Source organism: Streptomyces sp. NBC_00984 (assembly GCF_045162475.1).
In the GTDB taxonomy this organism is placed as follows: domain Bacteria; phylum Actinomycetota; class Actinomycetes; order Streptomycetales; family Streptomycetaceae; genus Streptomyces.
Genome location: NZ_CP108734.1, coordinates 7008630 through 7032497 on the forward strand (window position 1 = coordinate 7008630; position 23868 = coordinate 7032497).

Genomic DNA, 23868 nt, shown 5'->3' on the forward strand with positions numbered 1-23868 from the left:
GGGAGAGTGGCCCCGGGGGCGGGGTCCGTCGCGCATCGGGGTCAGGACCTCGTAAGGTCGTGTCCGTGTTGGAGGAGATGCGGATACGGTCGCTCGGAGTCATCGACGACGCGGTGGTGGAGCTGTCACCCGGTTTCACCGCGGTGACGGGTGAGACCGGCGCGGGCAAGACCATGGTCGTCACCAGCCTCGGGCTGCTGCTCGGCGGGCGCGCCGACCCCGCCCTGGTACGGATCGGGTCCAAGGCCGCCGTCGTCGAGGGGCGGATCACCGTGTCCGACGGCGACACCGTCGCCCTGCGGGCGGAGGAGGCCGGGGCCGAGATCGAGGACGGCGCGCTGCTGATCAGCCGTACCGTCTCCGCGGAGGGGCGCTCCCGGGCGCATCTCGGCGGCCGGTCCGTGCCCGTCGGGGTGCTCGCCGAACTCGCCGACGAACTCGTCGCCGTGCACGGCCAGACCGATCAGCAGGGGCTGCTCAAGCCCGCCCGGCAGCGGCAGGCGCTCGACCGCTACGCGGGCGACGGCGTCGCCGTGCCGCACGTCGAGTACGCGGCGGCCCACCGGCGGCTGCGGGCCGTCGTCACGGAGCTCGACGAGCTGACGACGCGGGCCCGTGAGCGCGCCCAGGAAGCCGATCTGCTGCGCTTCGGGCTGGGCGAGATCGCCGCGGTCGAACCCCTGGCCGGTGAGGACGCCGACCTCTCCGCCGAGGCCGAGCGGCTCGGCCACGCGGAGGCGCTGGCTTCCGCCGCGGCCCTCGCGCACACCGCGCTCGCGGGCAATCCGGAGGACCCCGAGGGCGTCGACGCGACGACCGTGGTGGCGGCCGCCGGACGGTCCCTGGACGCCGTGCGCGCCCACGATCCGGCACTGGCGGCGCTCGCCGACCGGATCGGTGAGATCTCGATCCTGCTCTCCGACGTGGCGGGCGAACTGGCCGGGTACGCCGACCAGTTGGACGCCGACCCGCTGCGGCTCGCCGCGGTGGAGGAGCGGCGCGCCGCGCTCACCGCGCTCACCCGGAAGTACGGCGAGGACATCGGCGCCGTGCTCGCCTGGGCCCAGGAGGGCGCCGCCCGGCTCGCCGAGCTGGAGGGCGACGACGACCGGATCGGCGAGCTGACGGTCGAACGCGACGCGCTGCGGGCCGAACTCTCCGTCCTCGGCCAGGCGTTGACCGACGCGCGCAACCGGGCGGCCGCGCTCTTCGCCGAAGCGGTGACCGCGGAGCTGGCCTCGCTGGCCATGCCGCACGCCCGGGTCTCCTTCGACATCCGGCAGACCGAGGCGGCCGACGAGGCGTCCGGCATCGAGATCGACGGGCGGAGCGTGGTCTACGGGCCGTCCGGCGCCGACGAGGTCGAGCTGCTGCTGGCCCCGCACCCCGGCGCCCAGCCGCGGCCGATCGCCAAGGGGGCGTCGGGCGGTGAGCTGTCCCGGGTGATGCTCGCCGTCGAGGTGGTCTTCGCGGGCGCCGACCCCGTACCCACGTACCTCTTCGACGAGGTCGACGCGGGCGTCGGCGGCAAGGCCGCGGTCGAGGTCGGGCGGCGGCTCGCGAAGCTCGCCAGGTCCGCCCAGGTCGTCGTCGTCACACATCTGCCGCAGGTGGCGGCCTTCGCGGACCGGCAGCTGCTGGTCGAGAAGACCGTCGACGGCTCGGTGACCAGCAGTGGGGTCACGGTCCTGGAGGGCGAGGACCGGGTGCGGGAGCTGTCCCGGATGCTCGCGGGCCAGGAGGACTCCCAGACGGCGCGGGCCCACGCGGAGGAACTGCTGGCCGCGGCGCGGTCGGGCGGGTAGCGGGCGCGGGCTCCGGCCCGGCCACGGGAACGGCCCGCCGGGGGCCCCGGCGGGCCGCTGCGTAGTCTGGCGCGTATGGGAGCAGCATTGCGCAGGTCCGTGATGTCCGGTGCCGTCGCCGCCGCCGTCGCGGGAGGTGTGTACCGGGCGCTGCGGGCCAGGCCGCGCCCCGACCGGCAGCGCACCAACTACGCGGGCCGTACCGTCGATCTGTACGCGGGGCCGGCCGCCGTCCTCGGTACCGCGGCCGGAGCGGTCGTTCTCCCGCTGCCGGCCCGTACCCGGTGCGCCGCCACGCTCGCCGTACTGGCGGCCGGTGGTTGCGGCGCGTACGACGACCTCGTCGGTGCGGACGATCCCCGCCGCGGGTTCCGGGCCCACCTGGGTGCGCTGCGGGACGGCGAGGTGACCAGCGGCGCGGTGAAGCTCTTCGGAATCGGGGCCGCCGGGCTCGCGGCCGGCACGCTGCTCAAGGAGCGGCCCGTCGACCGGGCGCTCGCCGCGGTCGTGATCGCCGGAACCGCCCATCTCGTCAATCTGACGGACGTGCGGCCCGCGGTGGCCGCCGCCACCGTGCTCGCCCTCGGCGCCCCCGGCCTGCCGCAGGGCGGGTTCGCCGCCGCGCCGATGGGTGCCGTGGCCGCCCTCGTCGCCGACGACCTGGGGGAGCGGACCATGCTCGGGGACACCGGGGTCCATGCCCTGGGGGCGGCACTCGGTGTCGCGATCGTCGCGGGCCGAGGCCGGGCCGGACTCGCCGCGCATGCGGCCGCACTGGTCGCGGCGGCGGTGTACGGGGACCGGATCGGCCGGCTGGCCCGGGTGCTGTCGGAACGCTGACGGAGGAAGCCGCGGGGGCGGGCCGGACAACAATGCGCCGGTTTCTCACCCGTGCGAGTGGTAGGCGGCGTCCGGTTGTTGTTGTACAGGCCGCAACGACGGCCCGACTGTGCCGGAACGTGCGTACGGACTGGCATCCTTGGCGGTGCAATCACCGCCGACTCGGGAGCCCCGGGAGCCATTCAACGTGTCACAGTTGCGTACGGTCCAAGTCCTGGGCGGCGGCAGCGCGGGCAGCAGCGCCCACGTCGGCTCGCTGGCCGCGGGACTGGTGGCGAGAGGCGTGCACGTCACCGTCTGCGCCCCGGCAGAACTGGACCACGCCTACGACTACTCCGGTGCGGGGGCCCGTTTCGCGCCCGTGCCCCGGCGCAGCGACCCGGCCTCCGTCGCCGCCCTGCGCACCGCCTGCGCGACGGCGGACGTCGTCCACGCGCACGGATCGCACGCCGCCGTGCGCGCCGCCCTCGCGCTCGGCGGCCGGAGCGTTCCGCTGGTCGTCACCTGGCACGCCCGCGCCCACGCCGAAGGGGCCCGCAGCCGGCTGATCCGGCTGATGGAGCGAAGGGCCGCCCGTGCGGCGGCAGTTGTGCTCGGCACCACATCGGACCTGGTCGACCGGGCGCGGCGCCGGGGAGCGCGCGACGCGCGACTCGCGCCGGTCTCCGCCCCCGTACCTCGCCTGCCCGCCGCCGCCCACGCGGGCAAGGCGCGGGCCGAACTGGGGCTGGTGGAACGTCCGTTGATCATCTCCTGCGGGAGCCTCGTACCGCATCACGGATACGGCACACTGCTCGACGCCTCGCGGCTGTGGCGGGACCTCGACCCGGCACCGCTCCTGCTCCTCGTGGGCGAGGGGCGGGAGCGGTCCGCTCTGCAGCGCCGGATCAGGAACGAGGAACTGCCCGTCCGGCTCGTCGGCAGCCGCGACGACCGCGCCGAACTGCTCGCCGCGGCGGATCTGGCCGTGCTGTCCAGCAGCTGGGAGGCGCGTTCGGTACTGGCCCAGGAAGCGCTGCGGCTCGGCGTCCCGCTGGTCGCCACCGCGGTCGGCGGGGTGCCCGAACTCGTGGGGGACGCGGCGGAACTCGTGCCGTACGGGAACGCGGAGGCGCTCGCGCGGGTGGTGGCCCGGCTGCTCGGGGATCCGCGGCGGCGAGAGGAGATGGCGGCCGCCGGGCTCGCGCAGGCCGGGAGTTGGCCGACCGAGGACGACACGATCGCCCAAGTGCTCAGTGTGTACGACGAGTTGACCCAGCCGTTGGCGGCACGGACGCGGTGAGCCGCCTCCCAATTGCCGGTCGGTCTAAGAGGTGTGGCGGCGGGCCCGGAGGGCCAGGCTCAGCGCCAGCACCGCCTGGGGGTCGTCCAGGTCGGTGCCGAGCAGTTCGCCGATCCGGGCCAGCCGGTTGTACAGCGTCTGACGGTTCAGATGCAGCTCCCGTGCCGTCTCCGCCTTGCGGCCCGCGTGGGCCAGATACGTCTCCAGCGTCGGCAGCAGCACCGGGCGCGAGGTGCGGTCGTGATCGCGCAGCGGGCCGATCGCCCGGTCCACGAACGCCGCCAGGTCCGGGTGGTCCCGCAGCCGCCACAGCAGCAGGTCGATGTCGAGGCGCCGGGCGTCGTACCAGGGGCGGTCGCTGAGACCGTGCGCCGCCGTCGCCGTCTCGGCGGCGTGCCGCAGCCCCGCGCCGGCCGTCGCCCAGCCGCCCGCCACGCCCACCACCACGACCGGCGGATGCGATCCGGCCCGCTCCAGCCCGGCCCGCTCCACACCGGCCCGCAGCGCCGCCGCGACCCGGTCCGCGACCGCCGTGCGCTCCGTCTCGGACCGCAGTCCGAGGAGCACCGGTACCCGGCCCTCCACGGGCCGCACGCCCAGCAGCACCGGCACACCCACCGACGAGAGCTCCTCCAGCACCGCGCGCGCCAGCAACGCCCAGTTCCCGGACACCGAAAGCTCGGGGGCCAGCCGCATCACGACCGGCAGCAGCGGCATGTCGGCCGGCTTGAAGCCCAGCACGCGGGCCTGCGCGGGCGCGTCCTCCGGCGCGATCCGGCCCTCGGCGAGATCGGTCAGGAAGTCGCCCCGGCCACGGGCCGCGAGCTCCTCCTCCTGGCGGGCCTGCATCAGCACGACCGCGAGAATCCCCGCCGCCCGCTCCGCCGCCATCCGGTGCACGGTCACCAGCGGCCCGGACACGGCCAGCAGCACCAGCCTGGCCCGTATCGAACCGGTGCCGGGTCCGCCGCCCGGCACATCCACCAGCACCGAACCGGTGGGCGGCGTCTCACGGGCCGCCCGGCCGCCGCGCATCCCGTCCCACACCTGGAGCGGATCGGCGGAGACCGGGCCGGACCCGGGGCCCGCCGCGTACAGCAGCTGGCCGTCCGCCGTCTCCAGGAAGACCGGGTTGGCCGTGAAGTCCGCCAGGATGCCGAGCACCTGGGGCACCCCGCCGCCGCCGAGGAGCGCCTCCGTGCAGCGTCGGTGCACGTCCTCGGCCTGCCGCAGCAGCGCGTAGTGACCGTTGACGATCTCGGTGTGGATCTCCTCGGTCACCGTCACGAACGGCACCTCGCGGTGCAGCTGCACCAGTGGCAGACCCGCGGTGCGGGCGGCGTCCACTATCGACGCCGGCAGCCTGCTGAAGCGCGGGCCGAGCTCCACCACCAGGGCGGCGATCTGGCGGTCGGCGAGCCTGCGGACGAAGGCGCGCTGCTCGGCGGGTCGGGTGCCGAGCCCGAGCCCGGTGGTGAGCAGCAGTTCACCGCCCTTGAGCAGCGAGGCGATGTTGGGGACCTCGCCCGCGTGCACCCACCGCACCGTACGGTTCAGCCGGTCCGCGCCGGCCACCACCTCCGGGAGCCCGCCGCGCAGCCCCGGCAGCTCCAGGGCTCGCTGCACGGTGATTCCGCCTTGGGTCTCCACTGGCTCTGGCCTCGCGCTTCGCTCGGGTCGGACGGGCGATCGCCCTGATTCAGGAAGGTACCGGCCCCGGGCGCCCGAGGCGTCGTCGGGGGAGCCGGAGGGGGGAAGCCCGCACTCGGGGGAGGCGGCGCCGGTCAGGGCCGTTCGACGGTCCGGGGACCGTCGAACGGCTGTTGACACGGGACGAGCGCCGCTGCGATCTTGTGGACGCCACGCGGTCGGGGCCGAGTGGCCCTCACATCCGGACCCGGACCAGGAGCAGCCGTGGGCGACGACGTACCGACGTACGCAAGCAGTCAGGAGCCTCCCGGCCCGCTGGTCGGGGCCGACTGGCTGGCGCGGCGGCTGGGCCGGCCGGGACTGTCGGTCCTCGACGCCTCGGTCGGCGCGCACCGGGGTATCGAGCGGCGGATCCCCGGAGCGCGGGCCTTCGACATCGACGGGGCGCTGTCCGACCACTCCGGACCGCTGCCGCACACGATGCCCGACGCCGGCCGGTTCACCGAGGAGCTGCGCTCCCTCGGCGTGAACGACTCCGACACCGTCGTCGTGTACGACGGCGCGGGCATCTACTCCAGCGCGCGGGCCTGGTGGATGCTGCGGGCGATGGGCTTCGGCCGGGTCGCGGTGCTCGACGGCGGCCTGCCCGCCTGGGCCGGCGCCGGGCTGCCGCTGGAGAACACCCGGCCCGCGCCCGCCGCGACACCCGGTGACTTCACCGCTCGGCCGCGCGCGGGGATGTTCGTCGGCAGCGAGGAGGTGGCGGCGGCCCTGGCCGACCCCGCCGCGGCGGTCCTCGACGCCCGTGCCCTGGACCGGTTCACCGGTGCCGTCGCCGAGCCCCGGCCGGGGCTGCGCGGCGGACATATGCCGGGGGCGGTCAACCTGCCCTTCGGCGAGATCCAGCGCGACGGGCGGATGCGTCCGGTGGATGAGCTGCGCGCCGTGTTCGCCGCCCTCGCGGGCGAGCGCGGGCGACTGGTCCTCAGCTGCGGATCGGGTGTCACCGCGTGTGTCCTGGCGCTGGGGGCCGAGCTGGCGGGGTACCGCGGACAGGCCGTGTACGACGGGTCCTGGAGCGAGTGGGGACTGCCGTCGGAGCTGCCCGTCGTGACCGGGGCGTAGGTCCCGCAGCCGGCCGGCGTGACCGGGGGCATGGCTGTCCGGCCCGGAAAGCGGTTCGACGGCTTCGCGGTGCGCTGACACAGTGGCACACCATGGCGGGCGATGCTTCTGCACGGGATGCGTCGGGCGCGGGCGGCCGGGGCCACTCATGCGACGGTCGCCTGCCTGGGTGCGCCGGGGCATCCCCAGGCGTGCGGACTTGTACTACGGCGTCGGGTTCCGGGAGCTCACGCGGGACGTGCCGCTGATCAGATCCGGGACCGCGGGCTGAGCACCGGTCGTCCGGCCGGCCGCCGGCCGGACCCCGGCCGCCACTCGGGTGGCGGCCGGGGCGGTCCTGCGCGCGAGGAGGGGACCTGCTCGGTCGCGGGGCACGGATTCCCTGTCAGCCGACGTACGCCCCGCTCGCCGTGAGGCGCAGCGCCGTGTCGATCAGCGGCACGTGGCTGAAGGCCTGCGGGAAGTTCCCCACCTGGCGCTGCAACCGGGAGTCCCACTCCTCCGCGAGCAGGCCCAGATCATTGCGCAGGGCCAGCAGCCGCTCGAAGAGCTGGCGTGCCTCGTCGACCCGGCCGATCATCGCCAGGTCGTCCGCCAGCCAGAACGAGCAGGCCAGGAACGCGCCCTCGTCGCCCTCCAGGCCGTCGACGCCCGCGTCCTCGCCCGAGGTGGGGTAGCGCAGCACGAAGCCGTCCTCGGTGGACAGCTCGCGCTGGATCGCCTCGATCGTGCCGATCACGCGCTTGTCGTCCGGCGGCAGGAAGCCCATCTGCGGGATCAGCAGCAGTGAGGCGTCCAGTTCCTTCGAACCGTAGGACTGGGTGAAGGTGTTGCGTTCCGGGTCGTAGCCCCGCTCGCAGACATCGCGGTGGATGTCGTCGCGCAGCTCGTGCAACCGCTCCAGCGGCCCTTCCGCGTCCCCGGACTCGATGAGCTTGATGGTGCGGTCGACGGCGACCCAGGCCATCACCTTCGAGTGGACGAAGTGGCGGCGCGGCCCGCGTACCTCCCAGATGCCCTCGTCCGGCTCCTCCCAGTGCTTCTCCAGGTACTCGATCAGCTTGAGCTGGAGGCCCGTGGCGTAGTCGTTGCGGGTCAGGCCGGTCATGTGGGCGAGGTGCAGTGCCTCGATGACCTCGCCGTACACATCCAGCTGGAGCTGGCCCGCCGCGCCGTTTCCGACCCGGACGGGGCCGGAGTTCTCGTAGCCGGGCAGCCAGTCCAGCTCGGCCTCGCCCAGCTCGCGCTCGCCCGCGATGCCGTACATGATCTGCAGGTTCTCCGGGTCGCCGGCGACCGCCCGCAGCAGCCACTCGCGCCAGGCGCGGGCCTCCTCGCGGTAGCCGGTGCGCAGCAGCGAGGAGAGCGTGATCGCGGCGTCGCGCAGCCAGGTGTAGCGGTAGTCCCAGTTCCGGGAGCCGCCGATGTCCTCCGGCAGGGAGGTGGTCGGCGCGGCGACGATGCCGCCGGTCGGCGCGTACGTCAGGGCCTTGAGGGTGATCAGGGAGCGGACCACGGCCTCGCGGTAGGGCCCGTGGTATGTGCACTGCTCGACCCATTCGCGCCAGAAGTCCCCGGTCGCGTCCAGCGAACCCTCCGGGTCCGGCAGGGCCGGCGGGCCGTGGTGCGAGGGCTGCCAGCTGATCGTGAACGCGATCCGGTCACCCGGCGCCACCGTGAAGTCGGAGTACGTCGTGAGGTTCTCGCCGTACGTGTCGGCGGGGGTGTCCAGCCAGACGGAGTCCGGACCGGCGACGGCGACCGTGCGGCCGTCGACCTTGTGCACCCACGGGGTGACCCGGCCGTAGCTGAACCGCATGCGCAGCTCCGAGCGCATCGGCACCCGGCCGCTGATCCCTTCCACGATCCGGATCACCTGGGGCGCACCGTCACGCGGCGGCATGAAATCGGTCACTCTGACCGTTCCGCGTGGTGTGTCCCACTCCGATTCCAGGATGAGGGAGTCCCCGCGGTAGCGGCGGCGGTCCGCGGACGGCGGCTCCGTCCCGTCCGCCCGCGCCGGACCCAGGCGCCAGAAGCCATGCTCCTCGGTACCCAGCAGTCCCGCGAAGACGGCGTGCGAATCGAAGCGGGGAAGGCACAGCCAGTCCACTGTGCCGTCCCGGCAGACCAGGGCGGCGGTCTGCATGTCTCCGATGAGTGCGTAATCCTCGATGCGCCCGGCCACGTGCATCTCCAGTCGAACGGCCATGTCGCCCCGTAGGGCATTACTGCGGGTAAAGAGGTCGTCGCAAGGGGTTGTTGTGGGGGAACCTGCGAACGCGTCACCTCGCCCGGGGCAAGTGTCCGAGCAGGATACGACGCACTCCGATGATCCGCGCGACGGTCTTGACAACCGGTCTGGCCCGAACGGGTGTGTGTACGGACACTCGTGGTGATCATGCGAGGTGGGCGTCCCGATACGGCCGGAAGCAGGGTCCCCTCGGCGCTGATACCCTGGTAGCCCGTGGACCGGTGGTCGTCCGCAACCGCAGACGAGGCCCCCGAACCGCAGCGACGGCGCCTCCGGAGTCTCCGGATGAAATCGCCGGTACGCACCTCACGATCGCGACCACGGGAGCCCCCTTTGGCTATGCAGCCCACATCCACGACGACCAAGCACATCTTCGTCACCGGGGGTGTCGCCTCTTCCCTCGGCAAGGGTCTGACTGCCTCCAGCCTCGGTGCCCTGCTCAAGGCGCGCGGCCTTCGGGTCACCATGCAGAAGCTCGACCCGTACCTCAACGTCGACCCGGGCACGATGAACCCGTTCCAGCACGGTGAGGTGTTCGTCACCAACGACGGCGCCGAGACCGACCTGGACATCGGCCACTACGAGCGCTTCCTCGACGTCGACCTCGACGGCTCCGCCAACGTCACCACCGGCCAGGTCTACTCGCAGGTGATCGCCAAGGAGCGGCGCGGCGAGTACCTCGGTGACACCGTGCAGGTCATCCCGCACATCACCAACGAGATCAAGCACCGCATCCGCCGCATGGCCACCGACGACGTCGACGTCGTCATCACCGAGGTCGGCGGCACGGTCGGCGACATCGAGTCGCTGCCGTTCCTGGAGACCGTCCGTCAGGTCCGCCACGAGGTCGGCCGGGACAACGTCTTCGTCGTGCACATCTCGCTGCTGCCCTACATCGGCCCGTCCGGCGAGCTCAAGACCAAGCCGACCCAGCACTCCGTCGCCGCGCTGCGCAACATCGGTATCCAGCCCGACGCCATCGTGCTGCGCGCCGACCGCGACGTACCGACCGCCATCAAGCGCAAGATCTCGCTGATGTGCGACGTCGACGAGGCCGCCGTGGTGGCCTGCGTGGACGCCAAGTCGATCTACGACATCCCGAAGGTGCTGCACACCGAGGGCCTGGACGCCTACGTCGTGCGCAAGCTCGACCTGCCGTTCCGCGACGTCGACTGGACGACGTGGGACGACCTGCTGGACCGTGTCCACAACCCCGACCACGAGATCACCGTCGCGCTCGTCGGCAAGTACATCGACCTGCCCGACGCCTACCTCTCGGTCACCGAGGCCATCCGGGCCGGCGGCTTCGCCAACAAGGCCCGGGTCAAGGTCAAGTGGGTCGCCTCGGACGACTGCAAGACCCCCTCGGGTGCCGCGAAGCAGCTCGGTGACGTCGACGCGATCTGCGTCCCCGGTGGCTTCGGTGACCGCGGTGTCAACGGCAAGATCGGCGCCATCCAGTACGCCCGCGAGAACAAGGTGCCGCTGCTCGGCCTGTGCCTCGGCCTCCAGTGCATCGTGATCGAGGCCGCGCGCAACCTCGCCGAGATCCCCGACGCCAACTCCACCGAGTTCGACGCCGCCACCTCGCACCCCGTCATCTCGACGATGGAGGAGCAGTTGGCGTACGTCGAGGGCGCGGGCGACCTCGGCGGCACCATGCGGCTCGGCCTGTACCCGGCGAAGCTCGCCGAGGGCTCGCTGGTCCGCGAGGCGTACGACGGCCAGCCGTACGTGGAGGAGCGTCACCGCCACCGCTACGAGGTCAACAACGCCTACCGGGCCGAGCTGGAGAAGAAGGCCGGTCTGGTCTTCTCCGGCACCTCCCCGGACAACAAGCTCGTCGAGTACGTCGAGTACCCGCGCGAGATCCACCCCTACCTGGTCGCCACCCAGGCGCACCCGGAGCTCCGCTCCCGCCCGACCCGCCCGCACCCGCTCTTCGCGGGCCTGGTGAAGGCGGCCGTCGAGCGCAAGACGGGCGCCGCGGCCGGTGACGGGCAGGGCACCACGTCGGGCAAGTAGTCCGGCGCCGCACAGGCATTAACGTTGACCGGGGTACGGATCCACTGAGGATGCGTACCCCGGTTTCTGTTTTTCGTGGGAGGACGTAGATGGGTTTCCAGGACACGCCCGAGGAGTGGCAGGTCACCGCGACCGAGACGCCCTTCACCGGCAACAAGACCAGCGTCCGCACCGACGAAGTGGTGATGCCGGACGGCACGGTCGTACGCCGCGACTACCAGGTCCACCCGGGCTCGGTCGCCGTGCTCGCGCTCGACGACGAGGGCCGGGTCGTCGTGCTGCGGCAGTACCGCCACCCGGTGCGCCACAAGCTCTGGGAGATCCCGGCCGGACTGCTCGACGTCCCCGGCGAGAACCCGCTGCACGCGGCCCAGCGCGAGCTCTACGAGGAGGCGTACGTCAAGGCCGAGGACTGGCGGGTGCTGACCGACGTCTACACCACGCCGGGCGGCTGCGACGAAGCCGTACGGATCTTCCTGGCCCGGAATCTCTCCGAGGCCGACGGGGAGCGGTTCGAGGTCTCCGAGGAGGAGGCCGACATGGAGCTGGCCCGGGTGCCGCTCCAGGAGCTGGTGCGGGGCGTGCTCGCGGGGGAGCTGCACAACAACTGCCTCGTGGTGGGCGTCCTCTCGCTCGCGGCGGTCCTCGCCGGTGAGGGGATCGAGTCGCTGCGCCCGGCCGGGGCGCCGTGGCCGGCCCGCCCGTTCGAGGTCTGACGGGCCGTAGGGACGGAGCGGCCTCCGGCGGCTCCGCCGGGGCCGTGGGAGGCCACCGGCGGAGCGCCGGAGGCCGCTGAACGGATCACCGAGGTCCTTCGATCGGAAAAGATGCTGATCCGATCGGGGGACCTCTGCGCCGTGCTCCAGGGAAATCGTCCGCACGCCTGAACTACGCTCGGAACGCCCTGACCGGAGTCCCGGCGGGCGACGCGTGCAGCGAAGTGGAGCGTGGCCCGTGACGGATCAGGCGGTGGACACCAGCGGCCCGGCCAAGGCAGCGGGAACCGAGGAGCCGTCCGGCGCCGCCCCACCCCAATTCTTCGGCCGCGACCGCGAGTTGAAGGCACTGCGGGCCGATATCGAGAGAGCCGGCCTCGACACCCTGGCCGGTCGCAAGGCCGCCCGCGCCCGGGTCCTGCTGATCGCCGGACGGCCCGGCTCCGGACGCACCGCGCTCGCCGGTGAACTCACCCGCAGGCTGCTCGCCGCCGACGACCACCCCGACGGGCTGCTCCGCGCCCGGCTCACCGATCCCGGCGGCGCGCCGGTGCCCACCGAGCGCACCGCCCGCGAGCTGCTCGACCAGCTGGGTGTGACCGGCCCGCCCGGCGCGGACGGGGACGAACTCTCCGAGATGGTCCGCACGGAGCTCGCCGGACGCCGTGCCCTGCTGCTCCTCGACGAAGCGGCGGACGCGGAACAGGTCGACCCCCTGCTGCCGGACAACCCGGACTGCCTGGTCGTCGCCACTTCCGGGGGCCCTCTGACCGGTATCCCGGGTGTCCGCCCCTGCACCATCGGCGGCCTGGACGCGGGCTCCGCCGTGCGGCTGCTCGCCCGCATCATCGGCGAGGTCAGGATCACCGTCGATCCGCGGACCGCCGAGACCCTGGCCGAGGAGTGCGGTGGGCTGCCGGGCGCCCTGGTCATGGTCGGGGGCTGGCTCGCCGCCCGCCCCATGGCGTCGGTCGCCGATGTCACCAAGCAGCTGCGGGAGCTGCCGGACGACACGGAGCAGTCCACCGGCTCCCGCCCGCTGGCCCGCGCCTTCCGGCTGGCCCACGACTCGCTGCCGCCGACGGCCGCCCGGATACTGCGGCTGCTCGCCCTCGCTCCTGCCGGACTCGCCGACGCCCACACCGCGTCCGCGCTGGCCGGCTGCTCCGTCTCGGCCGCCCAGACGACCCTCGACGACTTCGTCGCCCTGGGGCTGCTGCACACCAATGGGGCGGATCAGCCGCAGTACGAGGTGCCCGGCTGTCTCGCGCCGCTGCTGCGGGCGTTGCTGGAGGCCAGGGACCGGCCGACGGAGATCCAGCTCGCCAGGGCCCGGATGCTGGAGCGGACCGTACGGCTGCTGCAGTCCTGCCGGGCGGTCACCGAACCCGAGGGTTCCCCGGCCCGCCGCAAGCTCGCCGGGCTGCCGCGGTCGCTGCGCTTCCCCAACCCCGAGGAGGCCGCCGAATGGCTGCGGATCCGTCGGCCCGCCCTGCTGGCCTCGGCCCGGATCGCCGTCGAGGACGGTGAACTCGACACCCTGGCAAGGCGGTTGGTGGCCGCTCTGGTGCGGGCGCTGGCCGTGCACCGCGGCACCGAGGCCGCCGCACCCGAGCTGTACGGACTGCACGGTCTGGTGCTGGCCGTCGCCGAGCGGCGGGAGCTGCCGCGCGAGCGGGCCGCCGCGCTGCTCAACCTCGCCGACCTCGACGCCAGGACCGGCCGCACCCGGGAGGCGCTGGCCCGCTACCGGGCCGCGCTGGATGCCGGACGGGCCGCGAAGGACCCGTACGCCACCGGTCGCGCGATGGAATCCGTAGGTGGCGCCTATGCCGAGCTGGGGGACTTCCAGCGGGCCTCCGACTGGTACGGCCGGGCGCTGGCGCAGCGCCTCACCCAGGGGGAGCGGGCCGACGAGGCGCGGCTGTACGGGCGGCTCGGCGCCGTCCACACCTATGCCGGGCGGTACGGCGAGGCGCTGCGCAACTGGCGCGCCGCGGCGGCCGGGTACCGCAGGCTCGGCGACGTGCCGGCCCAGGCGCGGGCGCTCAGCGAGGCGGCGCGGGTGCAGGAGTACGCGGGCCGGCCGCACGAGTCCCTGCACACCTGCCAGGAGGCCGTCGAGTGGGCCAGGCGGGCCGGGGACGTACGCCTGCAGGCGGCGCTGGAGCTCCGGTTGGCCGACACGTTCGACAGGCTCGGCGACCCGGCCGCGGCCGGGCTGCACCGGGGTCTGGCCGACAGATTGCTGGACCAAGAGGGTACGGCCTGCGAAATCCGTGGTGCAGCGACTGAAAATTAATGCTTTGTAAGGCTAGACAGCACGAAACCCTTCATTAGACTGGCTCTGCCGCGTGTGTTCGCGGTGTCTCCATTTACGTAGCGTCTATCCGGGTATGTATAGCTATGCCCGGGTAACCCTCTGAGCCAAGGACCGTGATCGACGTGAAGGTCGGCATCCCCCGCGAAGTCAAGAACAACGAGTTCCGCGTGGCGATCACGCCTGCCGGCGTGCACGAGCTCGTCCGCCACGGCCACCAGGTCGTCGTCGAGGAGAGCGCCGGTGCCGGCTCCTCCATCACGGACGAGGAGTACGTCGCCGCCGGGGCGCAGATCCTCCCCACCGCCGACGAGGTCTGGGCCACCGCCGATCTCCTGCTCAAGGTCAAGGAGCCGGTCGCCGAGGAGTACCACCGCCTCCGCAAGGACCAGACGCTCTTCACCTACCTGCACCTCGCCGCCTCCCGCGAGTGCACCGACGCGCTGATCGAGTCGGGCACCACGGCCATCGCCTACGAGACGGTCGAGACCGCGAACCGCGCGCTCCCGCTGCTCGCCCCGATGTCCGAGGTCGCGGGCCGGCTGGCCCCGCAGGTCGGCGCCTACCACCTGATGCGCTCGGTCGGTGGCCGCGGCGTGCTGCCGGGCGGCGTCCCGGGCACGGCGCCCGCCGAGGCCGTCGTCATCGGCGGCGGTGTCTCCGGCTGGAACGCCACGCAGATCGCCGTCGGTCTCGGCTTCCACGTCACGCTGCTCGACAAGGACATCAACAAGCTCCGCGAGGCCGACAAGGTCTTCGGCACCAAGGTGAAGACCGTCGTCTCCAACGCCTTCGAGCTGGAGAAGGCCGTCATCGAGGCCGACCTCGTCGTGGGCGCCGTGCTGATCCCCGGCGCGAAGGCGCCGAAGCTGGTCACCAACGAGCTCGTCGCCAAGATGAAGCCCGGAAGTGTACTTGTCGACATTGCAATCGACCAGGGCGGTTGCTTCGAGGACTCGCACCCGACGACGCACGCCGAGCCGACCTTCATGGTCCACAACTCGGTCTTCTACTGCGTCGCGAACATGCCGGGCGCGGTGCCGAACACCTCCACGTACGCCCTCACCAACGCCACGCTCCCGTACATCCTGGAGCTCGCCAACCGCGGCTGGGTCGAGGCGCTGCGCCGTGACGCCGCGCTCGCCAAGGGCCTCAACACCCATGACGGGCAGGTTGTTTACCGCGAGGTGGCCGAAGCGCACGGCCTTGAGCGTGTCGAGCTGAGCTCGCTCCTCGGCTGACGGGTCAACCGCTTCCGTCAACCTCACGCGTCCGGCCGGACCTTGCCGAGCAAGGTCCGGCCGGAGGCATGTCGGGTCCCTGCGGGGCTCCGGTTCAACTCGTCTCGAACGTAACTCTTCAACCGATTCGTACACCTGTTAAAAGCGCACCCCGGTGGCTGCGCACCCTTGACAGGGAGGTGTTCGATTGCCGACACATCGGGCCGGGTCCGGCGGATTGTGTTGCTGCGGAGCGGTGACACGCCATAGAGTCGCCAATCGTCGGCATGGTGCCACGCTGACCTATCGATAAGTTTCCTGGTCACGTCCAAGGAGGTAAGACGACTTGTGAATGAGTCGACATTTACTCCCGGGGGTGTTCATCCAGGGATGCCTGCACGGGGCCAGGGCCCGAACGGGCTGGCGGCTGTCGGCTCCGTCGCTGTCCGCACCTTCGCCACCCAACAGCACATGACGACAGCCCCCCAGATGATGGACGGCCTACACGTGAACGCCATGGCCGGCAACGAGAGTGGCCGGGAGACCGCCCACTTCGCCGACTTCGACGAGGTGCCCCAGGGGCACTTCTACGACCCCGACGCCGAGTACGAACCCGATCCGGAGTACGCGGCCACCCTCGCGCCCGACGCGGCCCGCCAGCGCCGTGAGCGGATCGGCCCGACCGGTCGGCCCCTGCCGTACTTCCCGATCCCGGGCCCGCTGACCGATCACGGTCCCGCGAAGATCATCGCGATGTGCAACCAGAAGGGCGGCGTCGGCAAGACCACGTCGACCATCAACCTGGGTGCCGCGCTCGCGGAGTACGGGCGACGCGTCCTGCTCGTCGACTTCGACCCGCAGGGAGCCCTGTCGGTCGGGCTCGGCGTCAACCCGATGGAGCTCGACCTCACGGTCTACAACCTGCTCATGGAGCGGGGCATGTCGGCCGACGAGGTCCTGCTGAAGACCGCGGTCCCGAACATGGACCTGCTGCCCAGCAATATCGACCTGTCGGCTGCCGAGGTGCAGCTGGTGAGCGAGGTGGCCCGGGAGTCCACGCTGCAGCGCGCCCTGAAGCCGCTGATGGCCGACTACGACTACATCGTGATCGACTGTCAGCCGTCGCTGGGCCTGCTCACCGTGAACGCCCTCACGGCGGCCCACAAGGTCATAGTGCCGCTCGAGTGCGAGTTCTTCGCGCTGCGTGGTGTGGCCCTGCTCACCGAGACCATCGAGAAGGTCCAGGAGCGCCTCAACCCCGATCTGGAGCTCGACGGCATCCTCGCCACCATGTACGACTCCCGTACGGTGCACAGCCGTGAGGTCCTCGCGCGCGTCGTCGAGGCATTCGACGATCACGTCTACCACACGGTCATCGGGCGCACCGTGCGCTTCCCGGAGACCACGGTCGCCGGTGAACCCATCACCACCTACGCCTCCAACTCGGTCGGTGCCGCCGCCTATCGCCAGCTCGCCAGGGAGGTGCTCGCCCGGTGTCACGCCGAGTGAGTCTGCCCGGGGCCGACGAACTGTTCCGTACCACCGGAGGAATGGGGCTCCAGGCCTCTTCCCCCGCCGACCGGCGGCGCAAGGCGAACGGCGAGGCCCGGGTGCCCGGCCCGGCCGGTGAGAGCGATTCCGGGGCGGACGGAGCCGGGACGGACGCGGCACAGGCCACCGACGGCGCCTCGCGCGAGGAGCACTCCGCGGCCGACGCCGACGCGGGGGAGTCACGCAGCCGCGGCGACGGCGACCGGGTCGCGGTGGCCGCGCAGGCAGGGCGGAGGCCCCAGCAGCCCGCGCCGACGGCCGCGCCCTCGTCCGCGTCGCCGTCCACGCAGGAGGCGGTCCCCGCCCCTGCCGTTCAGCAGCAGCGCAGGCGCGGAGGCGGGCGCGGGGCGAACCGGCGGCCCAGCGGCCGCGAGCGTCACGACGAGAAGATCACCGTCTACGTCTCCGCCGAGGAACTGATGGACCTCGAACACGCCCGCCTCGTGCTGCGCGGGGAGCACGGGCTCGCGGTCGACCGCGGGCGGATCGTCCGTGAGGCGGTCGCGGTGGTGCTGGCGGATCTGGAGTCGCGGGGCGACGCGAGCATCCTCGTACGGCGGTTGCGCGGCCGCTGACGGGTGGGGCGCCGGTAGCCTGCCCGGTGGGCGACCGCCGGACGAGCGGTCCGGCCCTCCCGTACGGGCCACGGCCCGCCGCCCGTATCCCGCTGCCCCTGGACCTTCATGCCGACGACCGACGAGCCCGCCCGCACCCCCCGCCGCCCCCTGGGGCGCGGTCCGGGCGGCCGGGCCGCGCCGGAGCCGGTGGACGCCGGGCGCGCCGCCCCGGAGGCCCCCGCCTCCCCGCTGCCCGGGGACGGGGACGGGGAGGCGACCGAGGCACCCGCGGCGACCGAGGCACCCGCGGCGCCGGAGCCTCCAGGGCCCGCCGGGCTTCCGGGGCCCGGCGACGGGCGGTTCACCGTCCGGCTGGCGAACTTCGAGGGGCCGTTCGACCTGCTCCTCCAGCTCATCGCCAAGCACAAGCTGGATGTGACCGAAGTCGCGCTGTCGAAGGTCACCGACGAGTTCATGGCGCACATCCGGGCCATGGGACCGGACTGGGACCTGGATCAGACCACCGAGTTCCTCGTCGTCGCCGCGACGCTGCTCGACCTGAAGGCGGCCCGGCTGCTGCCCGCCGCCGAGGTGGAGGACGAGGCGGACCTGGCGCTGCTCGAAGCGCGGGACCTGCTCTTCGCCCGGCTGCTCCAGTACCGCGCGTACAAACGCATCGCGGAGATCCTCAGTGACCGGCTGGCTTCGGAGGGTCGGCGGTTCCCGCGGACGGTGGGGCTGGAGCCGCACCACGCCGAGCTGCTGCCCGAGGTCGTGATCAGCATCGGGGCGGAGGGGTTCGCCGCGCTGGCCGTGAAGGCGATGCAGCCGAAGGCCGAGCCGCAGGTGTACGTCGACCACATCCACGCGCCGCTGGTCAGCGTGCGGGAACAGGCCGAGATCGTGGTGGCACGGCTGCGGGAGGCGGGGGAGGCCAGCTTCCGGGCGCTCACCGAGGACGCCCCGGACACCCTCACCGTCGTCGCCCGGTTCCTCGCGCTGCTGGAGCTGTACCGGGAGAAGGCCGTGGCGCTCGACCAGGACGAGGCGCTCGGGGAGCTCCTGGTGCGCTGGGCCGGGGGCGAGGGCGCCGGGCCCGTCGTCACGGACGAGTTCGACGCCGGGACGCAGGACGTCCAGGAGGATGGGAAGGCATGAGTCAGCAGGAGACCACCGGCTCCACCGTCGCGGATCTCGATCTCGGGCCCGCGTTGGAAGCCGTCCTCATGGTCGTCGACGAGCCCGCCACCGAGGAGCACCTCGCCAAGGTGCTGGAGCGGCCCCGCAGGGCCGTCGCCGACGCGTTGCGCGCGCTGGCCGACGAGTACACCGTGCAGCGCCGCGGCTTCGAGCTGCGGCTGGTGGCGGGCGGCTGGCGCTTCTACACCCGTCCCGAGTACGCGGCGGCCGTCGAGAGCTTCGTCCTGGACGGCCAGCAGGCCCGTCTGACCCAGGCGGCGCTGGAGACCCTCGCGGTGGTCGCGTACCGCCAGCCGGTCAGCCGTTCCAGGGTCTCCGCGGTCCGCGGCGTGAACTGTGACGGGGTGATGCGGACCCTGCTCCAGCGGGGTCTGGTGGGGGAAGCGGGCGCGGAACCCGAAACAGGTGCGATCCTGTACAGGACGACGAACTACTTTCTGGAGCGGATGGGCCTGCGTGGCCTGGATGAGCTCCCGGAGCTCGCGCCCTTCCTCCCCGAGGCGGACGCGATCGAGGCTGAGACGCTAGAGGGTGTGCCGTCGTTCGATCCGGACGCACCGGACACCCCGGATACTCACGCAGACGACAAGACGGAATTTTGATGCGAAGCAGTGGCAGGAACAGCGGAAGCGGCAGCGGCGGCGGAAAGAGCGGCGGCAGCCGGAATCCTCGCGGTGCCGGCGCCGGGCGCGACGGCAAGCAGGAGCAGCGTCCCCGCCGGCCCCGGCCCGAGGAGCGCCGCTACGACGTGGGCGGCACCGGGGAGAAGAGCGGCGAAGGCCCCCGCAAGGGACGCGGCGCGGCGGCCCGCGGCGGCGCCAAGGGCGGCCCGAAGCCCGCGCAGGCGGGCAGCGCCAGGAGCGGTGGTCCGCGTCGCCAGGGCGCCCCGTCCCGTCCGCGTGAGCTCGACGCCAAGATCGAGCAGCGCAACCGGGACAGGTACGCCGGCAAGGCCGACATCAGGACGCCCAAGACCCACCCGGGCGCCGAGCAGGAGGGCGAGCGGCTGCAGAAGGTCCTCGCCCGCGCCGGCATGGGCTCGCGCCGGGCGTGCGAGGAGCTGATCGAGCAGGCCCGCGTCGAGGTCAACGGCGAGATCGTCGTCGAGCAGGGCATGCGCGTCGATGTGAACAGGGACGAGATCAAGGTCGACGGTCTGACCGTCGCCGCCCAGTCCTACCTCTTCTTCGCGCTGAACAAGCCCGCCGGTGTCGTCTCCTCGATGGAGGACCCGGACGGCCGCCAGTGCCTCGGCGACTACGTCACCAACCGTGAGACGCGGCTCTTCCACGTCGGCCGGCTGGACACCGAGACCGAGGGCATCATCATGCTCACCAACCACGGCGAGCTGGCCCACCGCCTGACCCACCCCAAGTACGGCGTGAAGAAGACCTACCTGGCCGCCATCCAGGGACCGCTCCCGCGCGACCTGGGCAAGCGGCTCAAGGACGGCATCCAGCTGGAGGACGGGTATGCCCGCGCCGACCACTTCCGGGTCGTCGAGAACACCGGCAAGAACTACCTGGTCGAGGTGACCCTCCACGAGGGCCGCAAGCACATCGTCCGCCGGATGCTGGCCGAGGCCGGCTTCCCGGTCGAGCGGCTCGTACGGACGTCCTTCGGGCCGATCCCGCTGGGCGACCAGAAGTCCGGCTGGCTGCGCCGCCTCACCAACACCGAGGTGGGCATGCTGATGCGCGAGGTCGGTCTGTAACCCTCCTCCGTCCGCTCCACGGCCCGCGGCCGGTTCCTGTTCTCGATTTTCGAACAGGAACCGGCCGCGGGTCTTTCTTCGTGCCCGTTCCACCTTTATAGTCAGAGTGACTATTAAGGAGGCGGGCGTGAGTCTCGCGGATTTCCTCGATCCACTGCAACAACCCCTGGTGACGGTGCTCGACACCCCGGTCAGCTGGACCGAGGTGCTCGGCTTCGGCAGCGGGGCGCTGTGCGTATGGCTCGTGGCCCGCCAGCACCTCGCCAACTGGCCGATCGGCATCGCCAACAACCTCTTCTTCATCCTGCTGTTCACCCAGTCCGGTCTGTACGCCGACGCCGGCCTCCAGATCGTTTTCGTCGCCCTTGCCGCGTACGGCTGGTGGACCTGGACCCACGGGGGTGGACCGGGCTCACCGGACCTGCCGGTGCGGCGCACCACGCGCACCGAATGGACCTGGCTGCTCGCGGCGGGGGCGGCGGGGACCGTCGCCCTCACCGTCCTGCTCGACCACGCCACCGACTCGACCGTGCCCTTCTGGGACGCCCTGACGACCGCGCTGTCCCTGACGGCGACGTACGGACAGTGCCGCAAGCTCGTCGAGTCGTGGTGGCTCTGGATCGCCGCCGATGTGGTGTACATCCCGCTGTACGCGTACAAGGAGCTCTATCCGACCTCGCTGCTGTACGTCGGCTTCCTGACGCTCTGCCTGATCGGCCTGCGCAACTGGAAGTGTGATCTCGCCGGGCAGCGGCGGCAGTTGGCGGAGGTGGCGGCATGAAGCGCTTCGGGCACGGGCTGGTCCTCGGCAAGTTCTACCCGCCGCACGCCGGCCACCACCATCTCGTCCGCACCGCGCGGGACCGCTGCGAGCGGCTGACCGTCCTGGTCTGCGCCGCCTCCGTCGAGTCCGTACCGCTCGCCGACCGGGTGGCCTGGATGCGGGAGGTGCACCCGGACGTACGGGTCGTCGGCGCCGTCGACGACATCTGCATGGACCTCCACGACCCGGTGATCTGGGACGCGCACATGGCCGTCTTCACCGGGGCCGTGCCCGAGCCGGTGGACGCCGTCTTCACCTCGGAGTCGTACGGGGACGAACTCGCCCGCCGGTTCGGCGCCGAATCCGTCTGCGTCGACCCCGACCGCACGGTCTTCCCGGTCTCCGGCACCGCAGTCCGCAAGGACCCGGTCGGCTGCTGGGACTTCCTGGAGCCGCCCGTACGGGCCGCCCTCGCCCGCCGGGTCGTCGTCCTCGGCGCGGAGTCCACCGGCACCACGACGATGGCCCGTGCCCTCACCGACCACTACCGCGGGCGCGGCGGCATCTGGGCGCGGACCGGTTACGTCGCCGAGTACGGGCGGGAGTTCAGCGAACAGAAACTGGCCGCCCTGCGCGACCGCAGGCCCGGCGCCCAGTGGGAGGACGTCGCCTTCACCACCGACGACTTCCCGCTGATCGCCGAGGCCCAGAACGCCAAGGAGGAGGCGGCCGCGCGCCTCGGGTCGCCGGTGCTCTTCTGTGACACCGACTCCTTCGCCACCACCGTCTGGCACGAGCGGTACATCGGCGGACGCAACCCGCTCGTCGAGGAGACCGCCGACCGGGTCGCCCACCACCTGTGGCTGCTCACCGACCACGAGGGCGTCGCCTTCGAGGACGACGGACTGCGCGACGGCGAAGAGCTGCGGCCCTGGATGACCGACCGCTTCCGGGCCGAACTCACCCGTACCGGAAGGGAGTTCATCGAGCTCACCGGAACCCACCAGGAACGCCTGGCCACCGCGGTCGCCGCCGTCGACACGCTGCTCGCCGGCAGCTGGAAATTCGCCGCGCCCCTGCCGGAGCGCCGATGAGCACCGGCGCCCCCGAGGGCTACGACCCGTACGCCTTCGAACCCTTCGCCGTCACCGTCGACCTTGCCGTCTTCACGGTCCGCGACAGCCGGCTGCACGTCCTGCTCGTCGAACGGGGCGAGGACCCGTACAAGGGGCACTGGGCGCTGCCCGGCGGCTTCGTCCTGCCCCGCGAGTCCGCCGGGGCCGCCGCCCGCAGGGAGCTCGCCGAGGAGACCGGGCTGACGGAGGGCACCGTCGGCGCCCTTCACCTGGAACAGCTGCGCACCTACAGCGATCCGGACCGCGACCCCAGGATGCGGGTCGTCTCGGTCGCGTACGCCGCGCTCGTACCCGACCTGCCCGAGCCGCGCGGCGGCGGCGACGCGGCCGGCGCCCAGTGGTGGGACGCCGGAGCGCTCGGCCCGCTCGCCTTCGACCACGACCGCATCCTCGCCGACGCGCACGACCGGATCGGCGCCAAGCTCGAATACAGCTGTCTGGCCACCGCCTTCTGCCCGCCCGAATTCACCCTGGGAGAACTCCAGCAGGTGTACGAGACGGTCTGGGGCGTCGAGCTGGACCGGCCCAACTTCCGGCGCAAGGTCCTCACCACGCCCGGCTTCGTCCAGGCCGTGGAGGGATCGCCGCGCCGCACCGGCGGACGGGGGAAACCGGCCGCGCTCTACCGGGCGGGTGCCGCTACCGCCCTGCACCCTCCATTGCTGAGACCGGAAGGAAGAAGCACGTGATCGTGACCAGGACCATCACCAAGCAGGCCGCCACCGGCGCGCTGACCGGGCTCGCGCTCGGCGACGCACTGGGCTTCCCGACCGAGTTCAACAACGTGCCGTCGATCCTCGCCAAGTGCGGGCCGTGGCGCCTGATGCGGCTGCCGAAGCCGGCGATCGTGACCGACGACACCCAGATGACGCTGGCCCTGGGGCGGGGCATCCGTACCGCCATGGACCGCGGGCTGCTCACCCCGCTGCGGCTGGTCCGCCCGGTGCGCGAGGAGTTCGTCGACTGGTACCACTCGCCCGACAACAACCGCGCCCCCGGCCGCACCTGCATGACCGCCTGCCGCCTGCTCGACAGCGACCGGCTCTGGCAGGAGGCCAGCCAGACCGGCTCCAAGGGCTGCGGTGCCAACATGCGGGTCGCGCCGATCGGCCTCGTACCCGGACTGAGCGACGAACAGCGCTCCGGCGCCGCCCAGTTGCAGGCGGCCCTCACCCACGGGCACCCGACCGCGCTCGCCGCGTCCGACCTGACGGCCCGCGCGGTGTACCTGCTGGCGCAGGGGGCGGAGCCGATGGGCCTGATCGGGCAGTTGCGTTCGTACGCCTACGAGAACAGCGGCCGGTACCTCACGCGCTGGCTCGGCGACCTCTGGCGGTACGCGGGCGATTCCTCGCCCGAGCTGTACATCCAGCGCGGCTGGGACGAATGCCTCAGCGCCCTGGCCCGCGTCCAGGACGCGCTGCACGACCCCTCCCCGGAGACCGACCCCTGCGAGCTGACCGGTGACGGGTGGATCGCCGAGGAGGCCCTGGCCACGGCCCTGCACTGCTTCCTCCTCTTCCCCGACGAGCCCGTCACCGCCCTCCGCCGCGCCGCCTGCACCCGGGGCGACTCCGACTCCCTCGGCTGCCTGACCGGCGCGTTCGCCGGGGCGCACTTGGGGGCCGGGGCCTGGCCCAAGGAGTGGTCGGAGCGGATCGAGTACCGCAGCGATCTGCTGTCGCTGGGGGCGCTCTGGGATTCTTGACC

19 protein-coding genes are annotated in these 23868 nt (G+C 72.4%); 17 read left to right on the plus strand and 2 right to left on the minus strand.

The window, feature by feature from the left end; translation table 11 throughout:
• Positions 1-59: 59 nt before the first annotated feature.
• The 3 genes from recN (at position 60) to OG520_RS31385 (ending at position 3927) form a co-directional block, all read left to right on the plus strand.
• The gene (gene recN, locus OG520_RS31375; protein WP_406015374.1) at positions 60-1805 is read left to right on the plus strand and encodes a DNA repair protein RecN; all 1746 of its coding nucleotides are present in this window, start codon (positions 60-62) and stop codon (positions 1803-1805) included.
• 75 nt (positions 1806-1880) lie between these two features.
• Positions 1881-2645, plus strand: coding sequence for a hypothetical protein (locus tag OG520_RS31380; RefSeq protein WP_399336066.1), 765 nt, complete (start codon positions 1881-1883; stop codon positions 2643-2645).
• A 187-nt stretch (positions 2646-2832) separates the two neighbouring features.
• Positions 2833-3927: a glycosyltransferase family 4 protein gene (locus tag OG520_RS31385; protein WP_406015375.1), complete on the plus strand. Its 1095-nt coding sequence runs from the start codon at positions 2833-2835 to the stop codon at positions 3925-3927.
• A 24-nt stretch (positions 3928-3951) separates the two neighbouring features.
• Here OG520_RS31385 and OG520_RS31390 read toward each other — a convergent pair whose 3' ends face one another.
• Positions 3952-5577 carry a PucR family transcriptional regulator gene (locus OG520_RS31390; RefSeq protein ID WP_406015376.1) on the minus strand — a complete coding sequence of 542 codons (1626 nt, stop codon included), beginning with the start codon at positions 5575-5577 and terminating at the stop codon, positions 3952-3954.
• Between the two features lie 264 nt (positions 5578-5841).
• Between OG520_RS31390 and OG520_RS31395 the strand changes: the two genes are divergently transcribed.
• On the plus strand, positions 5842-6702 hold the full coding sequence (locus OG520_RS31395) for a sulfurtransferase (protein ID WP_406015377.1): 861 nt from the start codon (positions 5842-5844) through the stop codon (positions 6700-6702).
• 385 nt (positions 6703-7087) lie between these two features.
• On the opposite strand, the gene OG520_RS31400 is transcribed toward OG520_RS31395, so the two are convergent.
• A complete protein-coding gene (locus tag OG520_RS31400) occupies positions 7088-8914 on the minus strand; it encodes a glycoside hydrolase family 15 protein (protein WP_406015378.1) in 1827 nt (608 codons plus the stop codon).
• A gap of 381 nt (positions 8915-9295) precedes the next feature.
• On the opposite strand from OG520_RS31400, the gene OG520_RS31405 reads away from it, so the two are divergent.
• The 13 genes from OG520_RS31405 (at position 9296) to OG520_RS31465 (ending at position 23866) form a co-directional block, all read left to right on the plus strand.
• Entirely contained in the window at positions 9296-10981 is a 1686-nt protein-coding gene (locus OG520_RS31405; protein WP_266421268.1) for a CTP synthase, read from the plus strand.
• Between the two features lie 89 nt (positions 10982-11070).
• Positions 11071-11697: an NUDIX domain-containing protein gene (locus OG520_RS31410; protein ID WP_406015379.1), complete on the plus strand. Its 627-nt coding sequence runs from the start codon at positions 11071-11073 to the stop codon at positions 11695-11697.
• Between the two features lie 238 nt (positions 11698-11935).
• The gene (locus OG520_RS31415; protein WP_406015380.1) at positions 11936-13999 is read left to right on the plus strand and encodes a tetratricopeptide repeat protein; all 2064 of its coding nucleotides are present in this window, start codon (positions 11936-11938) and stop codon (positions 13997-13999) included.
• 143 nt (positions 14000-14142) lie between these two features.
• Complete coding sequence (ald, locus tag OG520_RS31420) at positions 14143-15258, plus strand: alanine dehydrogenase (RefSeq protein ID WP_389986224.1); 1116 nt, start codon at positions 14143-14145, stop codon at positions 15256-15258.
• Between the two features lie 369 nt (positions 15259-15627).
• A complete protein-coding gene (locus OG520_RS31425) occupies positions 15628-16746 on the plus strand; it encodes a ParA family protein (RefSeq protein ID WP_266421275.1) in 1119 nt (372 codons plus the stop codon).
• Positions 16743-17363 carry a hypothetical protein gene (locus OG520_RS31430; RefSeq protein WP_406016612.1) on the plus strand — a complete coding sequence of 207 codons (621 nt, stop codon included), beginning with the start codon at positions 16743-16745 and terminating at the stop codon, positions 17361-17363. The genes OG520_RS31425 and OG520_RS31430 overlap by 4 nt, the downstream gene beginning before the upstream one ends.
• A 108-nt stretch (positions 17364-17471) precedes the next feature.
• The gene (locus OG520_RS31435) at positions 17472-18503 is read left to right on the plus strand and encodes a segregation and condensation protein A (RefSeq protein ID WP_406015381.1); all 1032 of its coding nucleotides are present in this window, start codon (positions 17472-17474) and stop codon (positions 18501-18503) included.
• Positions 18500-19147: an SMC-Scp complex subunit ScpB gene (gene scpB / locus OG520_RS31440; RefSeq protein WP_266421280.1), complete on the plus strand. Its 648-nt coding sequence runs from the start codon at positions 18500-18502 to the stop codon at positions 19145-19147. Before OG520_RS31435 ends, scpB begins: the two co-directional genes overlap by 4 nt.
• On the plus strand, positions 19147-20259 hold the full coding sequence (locus tag OG520_RS31445; protein WP_406015382.1) for a pseudouridine synthase: 1113 nt from the start codon (positions 19147-19149) through the stop codon (positions 20257-20259). Before scpB ends, OG520_RS31445 begins: the two co-directional genes overlap by 1 nt.
• 127 nt (positions 20260-20386) lie before the next feature.
• The gene (pnuC, locus tag OG520_RS31450) at positions 20387-21040 is read left to right on the plus strand and encodes a nicotinamide riboside transporter PnuC (protein ID WP_406015383.1); all 654 of its coding nucleotides are present in this window, start codon (positions 20387-20389) and stop codon (positions 21038-21040) included.
• Positions 21037-22116, plus strand: coding sequence for an AAA family ATPase (locus OG520_RS31455; protein WP_406015384.1), 1080 nt, complete (start codon positions 21037-21039; stop codon positions 22114-22116). Before pnuC ends, OG520_RS31455 begins: the two co-directional genes overlap by 4 nt.
• Positions 22113-22847, plus strand: a complete 735-nt coding sequence (locus OG520_RS31460; RefSeq protein WP_266421288.1) for an NUDIX domain-containing protein — start codon at positions 22113-22115, stop codon at positions 22845-22847. The genes OG520_RS31455 and OG520_RS31460 overlap by 4 nt, the downstream gene beginning before the upstream one ends.
• Complete coding sequence (locus tag OG520_RS31465; RefSeq protein ID WP_399336086.1) at positions 22844-23866, plus strand: ADP-ribosylglycohydrolase family protein; 1023 nt, start codon at positions 22844-22846, stop codon at positions 23864-23866. The genes OG520_RS31460 and OG520_RS31465 overlap by 4 nt, the downstream gene beginning before the upstream one ends.
• Positions 23867-23868: the final 2 nt, after the last annotated feature.

What these genes read in the sequence shown, in the direction of transcription:
- OG520_RS31380 (WP_399336066.1), top strand. Translation starts at nt 1,881, where the DNA reads ATGGGAGCAGCATTGCGCAGGTCCGTGATGTCCGGTGCCGTCGCCGCC.
- OG520_RS31400 (WP_406015378.1), bottom strand. Translation starts at nt 8,914, where the DNA reads ATGGCCGTTCGACTGGAGATGCACGTGGCCGGGCGCATCGAGGATTAC.
- OG520_RS31405 (WP_266421268.1), top strand. Translation starts at nt 9,296, where the DNA reads ATGCAGCCCACATCCACGACGACCAAGCACATCTTCGTCACCGGGGGT.
- OG520_RS31410 (WP_406015379.1), top strand. Translation starts at nt 11,071, where the DNA reads ATGGGTTTCCAGGACACGCCCGAGGAGTGGCAGGTCACCGCGACCGAG.
- OG520_RS31425 (WP_266421275.1), top strand. Translation starts at nt 15,628, where the DNA reads ATGCCTGCACGGGGCCAGGGCCCGAACGGGCTGGCGGCTGTCGGCTCC.
- OG520_RS31435 (WP_406015381.1), top strand. Translation starts at nt 17,472, where the DNA reads ATGCCGACGACCGACGAGCCCGCCCGCACCCCCCGCCGCCCCCTGGGG.
- scpB (WP_266421280.1), top strand. Translation starts at nt 18,500, where the DNA reads ATGAGTCAGCAGGAGACCACCGGCTCCACCGTCGCGGATCTCGATCTC.
- OG520_RS31445 (WP_406015382.1), top strand. Translation starts at nt 19,147, where the DNA reads ATGCGAAGCAGTGGCAGGAACAGCGGAAGCGGCAGCGGCGGCGGAAAG.
- OG520_RS31455 (WP_406015384.1), top strand. Translation starts at nt 21,037, where the DNA reads ATGAAGCGCTTCGGGCACGGGCTGGTCCTCGGCAAGTTCTACCCGCCG.
- OG520_RS31460 (WP_266421288.1), top strand. Translation starts at nt 22,113, where the DNA reads ATGAGCACCGGCGCCCCCGAGGGCTACGACCCGTACGCCTTCGAACCC.